Below are 13,077 nucleotides of genomic sequence, written 5' to 3' on the forward strand. Positions count from 1 at the left end.
AGCAGATATGTCTGACGCAGAGAGTTCAAAAGCAAAAAAGAGAGCCCCACGGGAGGCTCTCTTTTTTTGTCTCAAAGGAGAATGTGTCGGTCAGGCCAGTTCAACCAGAACCTGTTCAATCACGTCCAGCCCTTCGTCCACCAGCGCATCGGAAGCGGTGAGCGGGGTGAGAATACGAATGGTGGCGCCCTTTACTCCACAGGAGAGCAGGATCAGCCCTTTTTCACAGGCTTTGGCACAGACTTTGCTGGCAAAGCCTGCGCGCTGTTCTTCTCCAGCATGGTTTTCAAGAATATCAAACGCAATCATGGCGCCCAGTCCGCGTGCGGTGCTGACGGGGAGAATATCCTTGCGTTTGTGCCAGCCATTGATTCGTGCCTTCAGGCGTTCGCCCATGGTGTTTGCACGGTCAATCAGCTTTTCTTCTTCAATCACATCCAGCACGGCCAGCGCTGCGGCACAGGCCAGCGGTGCCCCGGCATAGGTGCCGCCCAGGCCCCCCGGCGGCACGGAATCCATCAGGTCCGCTCGTCCAATCACACCGGAAATGGGAAAGCCACCGCCCAGAGACTTGGCGACAGACACCAGATCAGGCTCAACGCCGGAGTGCTCAATGCCAAACATTTTGCCGGTCCGGGCAAAACCGGTCTGCACTTCATCCGCAATCAGCTTGATGCCGTGTTCATCGCAGAGGCTGCGGAGATGCTTCAGCAGGGCAGGCGGCGCGATGCGGAAGCCACCTTCACCCTGCACGGGTTCAATAATAATGGCGGCAACCTGCTCCGGCCCAATGTCTGACGCAAACAGGAAGTGCAGCATTTTCAGGCTGTCTTCTACTGTTACGTCTCCATCAGGGAAGGGGAGGTGATAAACCTGTCCCGGCAAGGTGCCAAACGGTGCTTTGTAGGGCAGAACCTTGCCCGTCATGGCAGAGGCCAGCAGCGTGCGGCCATGGAACCCGCCGCAGAAAGCAATCACCCCGTTGCGGCCGGTGGCAGCGCGCGCAATTTTAACGGCATTTTCCGTCGCTTCCCCGCCGGTGGAGAAGAAAATGGTCTTGGCCGGGCCAGAAAAAGGCGCAAGGGCGTTCAGTTTTTCGGCCAGTTCGATGTAGGATTCGTAGGCTGAAACCTGAAACGCCGTGTGAGTGAAACGCTCTAGCTGAGCCTTGGCCGCAGCCAACACCTTGGGGTGACGATGGCCCACATTCAGCACCGCAATTCCGCCTGCGAAATCAATGTAGCGGCGACCTTCCACATCCCACAGTTCAGCGTTTTCAGCGCGATCTGCAAACACAGGTGTAGCTGTGGCAACACCACGCGGCACGGCATTGGCGCGGCGGGTGAGAAGGTCCTTGTTGGTGGTGCTCATGCCAAAGGGGCTCCTTATGGGGGCAAAAAAGAGAGATACCGGGAATAAGCCCGGTGTGGTCACCTCTGGTTCGTAAGCGACTTTCAGGGACAGGAGGAGGCGATTTTTTCTCGCACCTATGGTGATCAATGCACACCATTTTGTGTCTCATTTCATGAAGCAACGGCTCTTTGCGGGTCAATCCGGTATGAAATCGTCACCTGTCAGGAGGGTGTGTGGACGCTCTGAATAGCCACCTGCTCCAGCAGCCAGGCGCGAAAAATGGAAAGGGACTGCTTCTCCCAGGCGCGATCAGAAGCGCGCAGAACGTAAGATCCCAAAGGCGTTTCCTGTAGCGGTTCGCGCGTGGGGATGATGCGTACCAACCGGCCTGTTTCCAGATCATCCCCCAGCAGAAACGCGTTGCCCAGTGCTATGCCTTCTCCCGCGCGGGCGGCGGCAAGCGTGATATGTGCCTGCCACAAACGGCCCGCACTCGGAACATGAGAGATAGTCACGTTGTGGGCGTTGAACCACAAACGCCATTCCGCATCGTCCTCTTCCTGCAACAGCGGCGCGTGTAACAGATCAATCAGTCGGGCGGGTTGGCCCCCCATGGCGGCCACGCAGGCAGGTGACGCCACGGGAAAAACAGGGGGGCGTGCAAAGGCAACACTGCGCAGGGTACGCAGTGCAGCAGATGGCGCATCATCCCGCGCATAGAAAATATCGGCATGACTATCGGTTTCTATGCCGTTGCCATGGAACGTCGTGTTGGCGTCAACCGGGCGTAGCAACAGATCAATGTGGGGGTGATTCCGCCTGAACGCGGCCAAACGGGGCACCAGCCAGTGGTAAGCGAAGCCGTGCACGCAGGTTATGGTCAGGTGCGGTGTTTGCTGGCGGATATCGGCAGTGGCACGCGCCAGCCCTTCCAGCAGCGGGGCAATCTGGCTGTAATAAGTATGCCCTGCCAGGGTCAGCTTGCCTGTGGCACGGTCCCGCAGCGTGATGCCGAGCATCTGTTCCAGATCCCGCATATGGCGGCTGACAGCCGCATGGTCCACACGCAGCTCTGCCGCGGCGCGGCGTATTCCCCCGGTGCGAGCAAAGGCGGCAAAGGCATTCAGGGCTGCCAGAGGGGGAATGCGGTATCGCTGGTCCATCACGTGCTTATCATCACTGGAAGGGCTTTGTTCTTGGGATGAAAAGCAGCCGGAAGCAAGCGTCAGGAAGCAGTAGGTCCTGCGCCGCCAATGGGCGCTGACATGGGGCGAATCGTCAGATTTCTCGGAAAAACAAGCGCGCGTTTTATGGCTCAGCGCTGACAAAGCGGCCTACGAAAAAGCGGGAAATGGCAGAAAACTGCGTTTTTTCATCATAAAAGCGTGATGGATCAAGAAGTGATCTTTTGATTAAAAAATAGGCATATCAGCCAAGGTGGAAGGGGAGTCTTTCCCGAGCCTGCATCTTTTTTAAACTACATATTTTCATGGTGTATAGCTATTTGATACGAAATAAATGCCATTTGGTTACTTTAAAAACAGCGTAGAATTTAAGTATTCAGTATGCGTTTTTTCGATATCTGGCAGCTTCTACTTTTCTGTTGTCGCGCCGGGGGGAAGTGTGGTTGTAGCCCTTCACCGAAGTAAATCGAAGGATATCAAATAATGTCTATGCAAATTGTGAATGAAATGGTTGCCGCTGTTGTGAACTTCGCTACGGTTGCCCCCATGCTTGCTTTTCTGCCGATTGTCGCCACGCTGATGGTTGCGACCGCCGTGTCAGACCGCGTTGCCTGAGTTGGGTTTTCCCGCTTAGCCAAATGCACCGCCCGCCTGCCATATGGCAGTGCAGGGGTGCCCGGACCGTCATTCCTGTGAGAATGACGCCAGTCCGGTGTCGGTTTTGCCGCCTTTAGGGCGGTTTTTTTATGTCTGCCACCCTTCAGGCAGCGTTTAAGTGGCTTTTATCAGTCTGCGTTCCGGGTAAAACAGGGCCAGCGCGCTACAGTGCTGTGTGATGACCAACCGGAAAAACCATGACGGACCTTTTTGATGCCCATCATGTGGGAGAATCCCGCCCACTGACTTTGTCTGATGATGTTGTCAGCACGGCAACCTACGGGGGGCCGGACCGCTGCTACCGTTATCAGTTGAAACGGGTGTGGGATGCCAACCGTCCCGCTGTCATGTGGCTGATGATGAACCCTTCCGTTGCGACCGAATATGGAGATGACCGTACGGTGGCCAAGTGTCAGCGTTATGCGCGGGCATGGGGGTATGGCAGCATTCTGGTGGGCAATACCTTTGCCTATCGTTGTACAGATCAGAAACGTCTGCTTGAAACGCCAGACCCGGTTGGCCCGGAGAATGACGCCGCTTTGCTGGCCATGGCGCGTGAGGCTGATTTGGTGATTGCGGCTTATGGTTCTCCCCACCTCAAAGCGTTGTGGGAGCGGGGGCCAGAAGTGGTGCGCATGCTTCAGCAGCACGGCATACCGGTTTATGCCATGCGGGTAGGGGCCAATGGGCGCCCCTGTCATCCTCTTTATCTGCCTGCCGCCCTCAAGCCGGTTCTGCTACCCAAAACCTGAGCCTTGCGTCTTCTGTGGGGGGCACTGAAGCCTGCTTCACGTCGCTTTTTTCTGAGAAGTGTACTGTTCTGAAGGCAGGCTTGTCCCTACCGGGAGTTGACGGATGATCAGCTTCAGTATCCGATCACGATTGTAAAGCTGTGTCCTCTGTTCTGGCGGTAGGATGCGGTGATGAGTAACGGGAGGGGAGTCCTCCCGCAGCAGGAAGGATCGGCATGACAGACGCTGCACATGAGCAGAAAACAGGAAGCGCACAGGCCTATGCCCCCGGCAGTGCGCAGTTGGAAACCATGCTGGACCGTCTGGGTGAAGTTGCGGTGCGTACCGGGCTGAATGTCGCCCCCGGCCAGCAGGTGATTATTACGGCACCGCTTGAAGCCGTTCCGCTGGTGCGGCGGGTGACCGAGCATGCCTACAAAGCCGGGGCGTCTCTGGTCACAACATTCTATTCAGATGCCGAAGCCACGCTGGCCCGTTACCGTTATGCACAGGACGAGACATTTGATACCGCGGCGGAGTGGCTGGCCAAAGGGATGACGGAAGGCTTTCGCGCAGGTGCAGCGCGTATGGCCATTACCGGGTCAGACCCTGCTCTGTTGGCCGGGCAGAACCCGGAGCGGATTTCCCGCGCCAGCCGTGCGGCGTCCCGCGCCAATAAACCCGCCATGGAAATTATCACCAATTTCGATGTGAACTGGAACATTGTCGCCACGGCCACACCCGCATGGGCCAAGCTTGTGTTTCCCGGTCTGCCGGAAGACGAGGCCGTTGCGCGTTTATGGCAGGCTATTTTTGAATCATCCCGTCTGACAGGTGCAGATCCGGTAGCGGATTGGGCTGAGCATAACGCCACCCTGCATCGGCGCGCGGCGTTCCTGAATGACGCCCGCTACGCTGCCCTCCATTTTACCGGCCCGGGAACGGATCTGACCGTTGGGCTGGCCGATGGGCATGATTGGGCTGGTGGGTCTGAAAAAGCCGGAAATGGCGTGATCTGCAACCCGAATATCCCCACGGAAGAAGTGTTCACCACGCCCCACCGCTTAAAGGTGGATGGATATGTGGCCAGCACCAAACCGCTTTCCTATCAGGGCACTCTGATTGACCAGATCAAGGTGCGGTTTGAAGGTGGTAAGATTGTGGAGATGAACGCCGCCAAGGGCGAGGATGTTCTGGCCCGCGTGCTGGATACGGATGAAGGCGCACGCAGGCTGGGTGAGGTTGCCTTGGTGCCGCATTCGTCCCCCATTTCACGCAGTGGTATTCTGTTTCAGAACACGCTGTTTGATGAAAACGCCGCCAGCCATATCGCGCTTGGGCAGGCTTACACCAAATGCATGCGCGATACTGCCGGACAGGATGAAGCCGCTCTGGCCGCACGCGGCGCCAACAGCAGCATGATTCACATCGACTGGATGATTGGTTCAGGCGAAATTGATGTGGATGGGCTTGATGCACAGGGAGGCCGTGTGCCTCTGATGCGTAAAGGCGAATGGGTTATTTCTGCATGAGCACGGATTTGAAAAAAATGGTTACCAAAACACGGTCCCTTTTGGCATCTGCTAAAATCATGGCACTGGCCGCATCTGCCTTTTTGGCAGTGGGGCCTGTTGCCTTAGCGCAAACCGCTCCGGCACAGGGCGGCCAGCAGCCGCCAGCCCTGACGGGGGAGCAGATGGCCACCATGCGGCATGATATGGATACCGCGCTGCATTACAAACTGGCCCCGGATGTTCTGCCGCGTCTGACAAATGCCCTGAAGGCCATTCACGCAGCCAATATTCAGCCTCCCGGCCATGTCGGGATGTCTCTGGATGAGCAGATTGCCATGGTCAGCAAAGTGCAGGGCCTCGCCCCTATTCTGAAGGCCAATGGCTTTGCGCCGCGTGATTTTGTGATGAGCCTGACATGTGTGGGTCTGACAGGCAGCCTGATGAACGTGCCGCCGGGGCAGGCTAGCAGCAAGATGCCGACACCAGAGCCTGAAAATGTTGCTCTTTTGAAGGCCAATCAGGCAGATTTACAGAATTTGATTGGTGTTTTGCGCACCGAACAAGTGAAGCGCTAGGCCGTAACGCCTTTGATGGGATGGAAAACGGGCTGCCGCATGGTGGCCCGTTTTTTTATGGTCAGATTTTATCTTTCCATCTGCACGGATTTACACCGACGGAGCCGGCTAAAGCACGGTGCGCTTTTGCTCTCCAACAAGAGCAATGACGACCGCAGCCCCTGAAATAAGATGTCTCGTATAGGGGAATGGTTACTGGGCGCGGGAGCGTAATAGCCACGCATGGTCGGAATGAAAAACTAACAGTTTTTATACTGCGATCTTTAAAACAGACTCACTTCTGTTCTGATCTTCAAAATCTTTTTGAGGCTGTTTGGGAAGAGCAGGTAATGGCGGATCTGAAGGCTTGATGCGAAACGATCGAGACGCAAATCCAAGAATTTAGTTTCAAGCAGCTCCGTCCAACCAACCTGACAGGCTCTTCAAATAGCGTCTTGCATGCTTGAAGTGGGGAATAATGACTGCTTTTGTCATGAAAAGACAAAAATGGAAAATGTGTAAAAAATGCTTAGCGCTGCGGCTCCCTAACAATGGCGGGGTTTAGGGGGGATGGTCAGGCTACGGAGCGTTCCTGCCATTCTGAAATCTCCAAAATCCATATCAAGATTATCTGAAACGCCGTTGGCAAAATAACGCATGCCAATTTCATAATCAGGAAGAATGGCATCCTGAGCGTGGCCAAAAAAGGCGACATGCACCCGGCCTGCCGCCATGTTCTGTAGGGCCGGAAACGGTGGTGCGCTTTCAGGCTTACCCCAGTGGAACGCCGTTATGTAGGTATATTGCGCACCGTCCTCGCCCGTTCCGTCAAACAGTAATGGGGAAAAGTTGGAGGTACCATGTTCTGCGGCGGAGATAATGGCGGCTGTGTGCGCCATGGGGAAAAGAGTGCCCGGTGGGAGCTTAAGGGTTTTTTTGAGTGGTTTTTCATAATGCACCACACCACCTGCATTTTTGGCGTCCAGTGTCGCTTCGCCGCTAATGGTTTGCAAAATGGTGTTGTTGGATTTCTGTACGGTGCGAAAAATCAGATGCCGTCCATCCTTGCTTTCCAGCGTGGTGTAATCTGATTCCATGGCGACGGCGCCGCCGCTGCGTGTTGCGCTTTGAATATCCAGATGTTGCTGGGTAGACCATGCGGTGCAGGTATCACGCACATTGTAGGTCATGGAGCCTGTGGCGGAGAGTGTGTTGCCGCCTGAGGATTCCGCAAGTGCCAGATCATAGCTGGCCCGCTGGGCAGTCAGCGGCGTTGCGGTGGTGGTGTCCTGCGTTGCTGTCTTGGGTGCCTGTGCCGCAAGGACAGTATTGGCGGCTGTTAGTGCAGGGGCCAGAAGGCAGGCTGCCAGACTGATGTGCAGAGAAAGGGCCCTGAAACGCCGACAGCTATGTCTGGCAGGTAAAATTGAGGCAGGAACAGGCAGAGAAACGCAGAATCTGGTCATGCCTCATACAAAAGAGCATCCGGCGGGCAGACGCAACCACGCCGGATGGGGAATCTCCAGTCTCAGACTTTTTTGATGGTGGGTTTCGGTTTTGGCAGGTCCAGCGCCAGGGAGAGTTCTTTCAGCCGTTCGGGCGGTACCGTGGCGGGCGCGCCCATCATCAGGTCTTCGCCCTGCTGGTTCAGCGGGAAGAGAATGACCTCACGAATGTTGGGTTCATCTGCCAGCAGCATGACAATACGGTCCACACCCGGCGCAGACCCACCATGCGGCGGTGCGCCATAACGGAACGCATTCAGCATACCGCCAAACCGGGCTTCCACTTCGCTTTCAGGGTAACCGGCAATTTCAAAGGCGCGGATCATTACTTCCGGCAGATGGTTCCGGATTGCGCCAGAGGAAAGCTCAATACCATTACACACAATGTCGTACTGGTAGGCGGTGATATCCAGCGGGTCTTTGGTGTTCAGGGCTTCAAGGCCGCCCTGCGGCATGGAGAACGGGTTGTGCGAGAAATCAATCCGGCCGGTTTCCTCATTCAGTTCATACATCGGGAAATCGGTGATCCAGCAGAAGCGGAAGGCATTCTTTTCAATCAGGTCCAGCTCTTCCGCAATGCGGGTGCGCACCTGGCCAGAGAACTTGGCAACCTCATCCCCTTTGCCTGCGGCAAAGAACACGGCATCTCCAGCCTTCAGGCCCAGCTTGGTGCGGATGGCGTCCACACGGTCAGCTTCAAGATTCTTGGCAATCGGGCCCTTGCCGCCTTCTTCAGCAAACACAATATAACCCAGCCCGCCAGCACCAGCTTCGCGCGCCCAGTTGTTCAGTTTGTCAAAGAATGCGCGGGGTTTGTCGCCAGCGCCGGGGGCCGGAATGGCGCGCACTTCGCCACCATCGGCTGCAATACGGGCAAACAGACCAAAGCCGGAATTGGCAAAGTCTTCCGTTACATCGGAAATCAGCAGCGGGTTGCGCAGGTCTGGCTTGTCAGACCCATAGACTTTCATGGCGCGGGCGTAGGGGATGCGTTCAAACGGTGCCTGGCTGACCGTGCGGCCTTTGCCAAATTCCGTAAACAGGCCGGACATCACATCTTCCAGCGTGGCGAACACCTCGTCCTGTGTGGCGAAGGCCATTTCAAAATCAAGCTGGTAGAATTCACCCGGAGAGCGATCAGCGCGGGAGGCTTCATCACGGAAGCATGGGGCAATCTGGAAGTAGCGGTCAAACCCGGCCACCATGGCAAGCTGCTTGAACTGCTGCGGCGCCTGCGGCAGGGCGTAGAACTTGCCGGGGTGCATACGGGCAGGCACCAGAAAGTCACGCGCGCCTTCGGGTGAGGATGCGGTCAGGATCGGGGTCTGAAGTTCAACAAAGCCCAGATCCGTCATGCGGCGGCGCATGCTCTGGATAACGCGGGCACGCAGCAGCATGTTGCTGTGCACGCTCTCACGGCGCAGATCAATGTAGCGGTACCGCAGGCGCAGATCTTCAGGATAGTTTTCATGACCTGCTACCTGAAAAGGCAGCACGGCAGCGGCGGACTGCACCACAAATTCACGAGCGCGGACTTCAATATCCCCGGTGGCCAGATCCGGGTTGCGGGTGCCTTCCTCGCGCTCCACCACATCGCCGGTGACCGTGATCACGCTTTCAACACGGGTGTTTTCAGCCAGCGCCAGTGCGGGTGCGCCTGCCGGAATAACAATCTGGGTGATGCCTGTTTCATCACGCAGGTCAATAAACAGCAGCCCGCCGTGGTCCCGTTTGCTGTGGACCCAGCCAGACAGGCGGGCTGTTGTGCCGGCATCCTTGGCGCGAAGGGCCGAGCAGCTATGGGTACGGTAAGGGTGCATTGTCTGGTCCTGAACTGTGGCCCGGCCTGCCTATCACACAGGCCCGGCGCTTTGTCTGTTATCTATATGGGCGGGAGGAAGCCGGGGAGCCGCCCAGATGTCAAGGGAAGAGGTGGATCAAGCTTGCAGACTGGCCCGGATATCAGCCGCCAGTGCCTTTACGGTTTCGGGTTTTGCATCCCATCCGAACAGGAAGCGGGCTACTCCGCCAAACATGGTATAGAATCGCCAGCCCTTTACGCGCAGCGTGTTCATGCTCTGCTCAGGCAGCAGCAGAAACACACCGTTGCTTTGTACGGGCCATGCAAGGTCAAGGCCGGTCACGCCTGCCAGTTCTGTGGCAAATAGGCGGGCGCAGGCATTACCATGTTTGGCGTTTTCCAGCCACGCACCGCTCTTGATCATGCTGAGCCATGGAGCCGTGATAAAGCGCATTTTGGAGGCAATCTGTCCGCCCTGCTTGGCACGCTCCGCAAAGCCGCGAGACAGTTTGCGATTGAAAAATACCACAGCGTCTCCCACAGCCATGCCGTTCTTGGTGCCGCCAAAGCTCAGGGCGTCCACCCCGGCCTGCCACGTTATGGCGGCGGGGGAACATCCCAGCGCGGCAACGGCGTTGGCCAGACGCGCGCCATCCATATGGAGGCTCAGCCCATGCTCGTGACAGGTGTCCGCCAGCGCACGGATTTCTTCTGGTGTGTAAAGAAGTCCGTTTTCCGTGGGCTGGGTGATGGTGACTACCGCCGGGCCGGAAGCCTGCGGGCTTTGCGCCTTGCGGCAGCACAGCTTGATGGCGGCGGATGTCAGTTTGCCATCGGGGCACGGGGGCGTCATGAGTTTGCTGCCGCCCGTAAAAAATTCCGGCGCGCCCCGTTCGGATGTATCGGCATGGGCAATGTCGGTCGCGATGATGCTGCAATAAGGCGGGCACAGGGTCGCCAAAGCCAGCGCGTTGGCCGCTGTGCCGTTGAAGACAAAGAAAACAGCGGCATCCGTGTTAAACAGGGTGCGGATGGCATCTTCCGCCAGCCGAGTCCATGGATCGTCACCATAAGCCGGGGCCGAGCCTGCGGCAGAGGCACGAACAATGGCGTCAAGTGCTTGCGGGCAGATGCCGGAATAATTGTCACTGGCGAACTGCTGGGGAGGAGTCTCAGGCATGGGCGGCATTCCTGCGCTGGCGGGGCGTATGACACAGGGCTGCATGGCGGCAGCCTGTGTTCTGGCTTGCATGGGGCAGGGGGTGGCGTCAATCCGGCCTGGCGCAAGGGAAGCATTGCTTTCAGGGCAGATTTCCGCTAAGGGCACCGCACCGTGCAGGCACCCCTGGAGGCCTGCACGTTCTGGTTTCTAGGAGAGTACACCGTGTCAAAGATTACATCCATCGAAGCTTCTGCGCGCGCGAAGGCTGGTAAGGGGGCAGCGCGTGCGACGAGGCGTGCCGGTCTGGTGCCTGGCGTGATTTATGGTGGCAAGAAAGAGCCTGCTCTTATTGCCCTCGACCCCCGCATCGTGATCAAGGGTATTCAGGCTTCTGGCTGGCGTTCCCGCGTTTACGAAATCAAGATTGAAGGCGGTGCGACCGAACGCGCCCTGATTCGTGACATTCAGCTGCACCCGGTAAAAGATACGCCGGAACATGTTGACTTCATGCGTCTGGCTGCTGGTCAGCGCGTGACGGTTGAAGTGTCGGTTCACTTCTCTGGTGAAGAAAAATCTCCGGGCATCAAGCGCGGCGGTGTGCTGAACATTGTGCGTCACACGGTTGAAGTTGAAGCCGATGCAGAACACATCCCTGAATTCTTCAGTGTTGATCTGTCCACGCTCGACATCAACGACAACGTGCGTTGGGAAGACCTGAAGGGCACGGAAAACGTGACCCCGCTGGTGCACGTGCCCAACTTTGTGATCGCCACCGTTGCGGCACCGAGTGTTGACGCAGCGGATGACGCTGAAGAAAGCACGGAAGAAGCCGCTTCCTGATAGCAGTCATTCTGTTATGGAGTGATGGCGCGGGGGTACGTGCACAGCGCATGTGCCCCCGTTTTACTTGCAAGATACAGGACCAGTGATGTTGCTCTGGGCCGGGCTCGGCAATCCTGAGCCTTCCATGCGCCGACACAGGCATAATGTCGGGTTTATGGCGGTTGACGCCATTGCAGAGCGCTACGGCTTTTCCCCCTGGCGCAATCGGTTCAAAGGTGAGGTGGCGGAAGGCCGCGTTGGTAATCAGCGCGTGCTGTTGCTGCGCCCCATGACGTACATGAACCTTTCCGGCACCAGCGTGCAGGAAGCCGCCGCTTTCTATAAAATTGCGCCCGATCAGATTACCGCTTTCCATGATGAACTGGATCTTGCCGCAGGCAAGGTGCGGGTGAAACGGGGTGGCGGGGCCGCAGGGCATAATGGTTTGCGCTCCATGGACAAAATGCTCGGCACGCCGGATTACTGGCGGGTGCGCATTGGCATCGGGCATCCGGGCGCCAAGGAGCGTGTGCATGGATGGGTGCTGGGTAATTTCACGGAGTCTGACCGGCAGGACTGGCTTGAGCCGCTGCTGGATAAAATGGCGGCCGCCGCGCCGCTGCTGGCGGATGGCCAGCCGGAAAAATTCATGACGCAAGTTGCGTTGCCAGAAGGGAGTAAGGGCTGATGGGGTTTAACTGCGGTATTGTCGGTCTGCCCAATGTGGGTAAGTCCACCCTGTTCAATGCGTTGACTGCAACGGCGTCGGCTCAGGCAGCCAATTACCCCTTCTGCACCATTGAGCCCAACGTGGGCCGTGTGGCCGTGCCTGACCCCCGGCTGGATAAGCTGGCGGAAATTGGCAAATCGCAGAAGACCGTGCCCACCAGCCTTGAATTTGTGGATATTGCCGGTCTGGTGCGTGGTGCCTCCCGCGGGGAAGGGCTGGGTAACCAGTTCCTGGCCAACATTCGCGAAGTAGATGCCATCATTCACGTGCTGCGGTGCTTTGAAGATGATGACATCACACATGTTGAAGGCGGGGTGGACCCCGTGCGTGATGCGGAAATTATCGAAACGGAACTGATGCTGGCGGATCTGGAATCGCTTGAAAAGCGGCTGCCTGCTCTTCAGAAACGCGCCAAGAACCGTGATGCTGAAGCCACAGCCCAGATTGCCGTGGCGGAACCGTTGATCGAAGCGCTGAAGGAAGGTCGCCCCGCCCGCACAGCCATTCCCGAAGGGCAGGAAGAAGCCGTTCGTCGCCTGCAGCTCATGACGTCCAAGCCCGTGCTGTACGTGTGCAATGTGGATGAAGACTCGGCGTCTACGGGCAACGCGTTCTCACAGGCGGTCAAGGCTAAAGCCGAAGCGGAAGGCGCTGCGGTTGTGGTGGTGTCTGCTGCTATTGAAGCCGAAGTCAGCCAGCTTGCAGATGATGAACGCCGTGAATTTCTGGAAGGCCTCGGCCTGAAGGATAGCGGGCTGGACCGCGTGATTGCTGCCGGGTACGGCCTTCTGGGGCTGCGCACCTACTTTACGGTTGGCCCCAAGGAAACACGGGCCTGGACCATTACCGCAGGTACAAAAGCACCGCAGGCAGCCGCAGTCATTCACAATGATTTTGAACGCGGCTTCATTGCCTGTGAAACAGTCGCGTACAATGATTACGTTCAGTATGGTGGGGAAGCCGGCGCAAAAGAAGCTGGCCGCCTACGTATTGAAGGGCGTGATTACGTTGTGCAGGACGGTGATGTTCTGCTGTTCCGCTTCAACGTGTGATCCGGTAACGTT

12 protein-coding genes are annotated in these 13,077 nt (G+C 57.2%); 7 read left to right on the forward strand and 5 right to left on the reverse strand.

Annotation, left to right across the window (positions count from 1 at the left end; translation table 11 throughout):
• Positions 1-90: 90 nt before the first annotated feature.
• Together gabT and ASN_RS09045 are read right to left on the reverse strand one after the other, a co-directional pair.
• A complete protein-coding gene (gabT, locus tag ASN_RS09040; protein ID WP_058987976.1) occupies positions 91-1,371 on the reverse strand; it encodes a 4-aminobutyrate--2-oxoglutarate transaminase in 1,281 nt (426 codons plus the stop codon).
• Between the two features lie 203 nt (positions 1,372-1,574).
• Entirely contained in the window at positions 1,575-2,516 is a 942-nt protein-coding gene (locus tag ASN_RS09045; protein WP_058987977.1) for a LysR substrate-binding domain-containing protein, read from the reverse strand.
• 504 nt (positions 2,517-3,020) lie between these two features.
• Between ASN_RS09045 and ASN_RS20430 the strand changes: the two genes are divergently transcribed.
• The 4 genes from ASN_RS20430 (at position 3,021) to ASN_RS09060 (ending at position 6,014) form a co-directional block, all read left to right on the forward strand.
• Positions 3,021-3,152, forward strand: a complete 132-nt coding sequence (locus ASN_RS20430; RefSeq protein WP_254909384.1) for a hypothetical protein — start codon at positions 3,021-3,023, stop codon at positions 3,150-3,152.
• Positions 3,153-3,391: 239 nt separating this feature from the next.
• Positions 3,392-3,946: a DUF1643 domain-containing protein gene (locus tag ASN_RS09050; protein ID WP_058987978.1), complete on the forward strand. Its 555-nt coding sequence runs from the start codon at positions 3,392-3,394 to the stop codon at positions 3,944-3,946.
• A 215-nt stretch (positions 3,947-4,161) separates the two neighbouring features.
• On the forward strand, positions 4,162-5,457 hold the full coding sequence (locus ASN_RS09055; RefSeq protein WP_006559599.1) for an aminopeptidase: 1,296 nt from the start codon (positions 4,162-4,164) through the stop codon (positions 5,455-5,457).
• A 17-nt stretch (positions 5,458-5,474) separates the two neighbouring features.
• Positions 5,475-6,014, forward strand: coding sequence for a hypothetical protein (locus ASN_RS09060; protein WP_058989250.1), 540 nt, complete (start codon positions 5,475-5,477; stop codon positions 6,012-6,014).
• A 524-nt stretch (positions 6,015-6,538) separates the two neighbouring features.
• Here ASN_RS09060 and ASN_RS09065 read toward each other — a convergent pair.
• The 3 genes from ASN_RS09065 to ASN_RS09075 all read right to left on the reverse strand — a co-directional run bounded on the left by ASN_RS09065 (position 6,539) and on the right by ASN_RS09075 (position 10,488).
• Complete coding sequence (locus ASN_RS09065; protein ID WP_058987979.1) at positions 6,539-7,459, reverse strand: cell envelope integrity EipB family protein; 921 nt, start codon at positions 7,457-7,459, stop codon at positions 6,539-6,541.
• Positions 7,460-7,521: 62 nt separating this feature from the next.
• A complete protein-coding gene (gene aspS / locus ASN_RS09070) occupies positions 7,522-9,318 on the reverse strand; it encodes an aspartate--tRNA ligase (protein WP_045541458.1) in 1,797 nt (598 codons plus the stop codon).
• A 117-nt stretch (positions 9,319-9,435) separates the two neighbouring features.
• A complete protein-coding gene (locus ASN_RS09075; RefSeq protein ID WP_058989251.1) occupies positions 9,436-10,488 on the reverse strand; it encodes a threonine aldolase family protein in 1,053 nt (350 codons plus the stop codon).
• 195 nt (positions 10,489-10,683) lie between these two features.
• Between ASN_RS09075 and ASN_RS09080 the strand changes: the two genes are divergently transcribed.
• The 3 genes from ASN_RS09080 to ychF all read left to right on the forward strand — a co-directional run bounded on the left by ASN_RS09080 (position 10,684) and on the right by ychF (position 13,065).
• Positions 10,684-11,301, forward strand: a complete 618-nt coding sequence (locus tag ASN_RS09080; RefSeq protein WP_006559490.1) for a 50S ribosomal protein L25/general stress protein Ctc — start codon at positions 10,684-10,686, stop codon at positions 11,299-11,301.
• Positions 11,302-11,389: 88 nt separating this feature from the next.
• Positions 11,390-11,971: an aminoacyl-tRNA hydrolase gene (pth, locus tag ASN_RS09085; protein WP_006559491.1), complete on the forward strand. Its 582-nt coding sequence runs from the start codon at positions 11,390-11,392 to the stop codon at positions 11,969-11,971.
• A complete protein-coding gene (gene ychF / locus ASN_RS09090) occupies positions 11,971-13,065 on the forward strand; it encodes a redox-regulated ATPase YchF (RefSeq protein WP_006559492.1) in 1,095 nt (364 codons plus the stop codon). The genes pth and ychF overlap by 1 nt, the downstream gene beginning before the upstream one ends.
• Positions 13,066-13,077: the final 12 nt, after the last annotated feature.

Origin of the sequence: Acetobacter senegalensis (genome assembly GCF_001499615.1) — a bacterium.
Taxonomy (GTDB): Bacteria; Pseudomonadota; Alphaproteobacteria; order Acetobacterales; family Acetobacteraceae; genus Acetobacter; species Acetobacter senegalensis.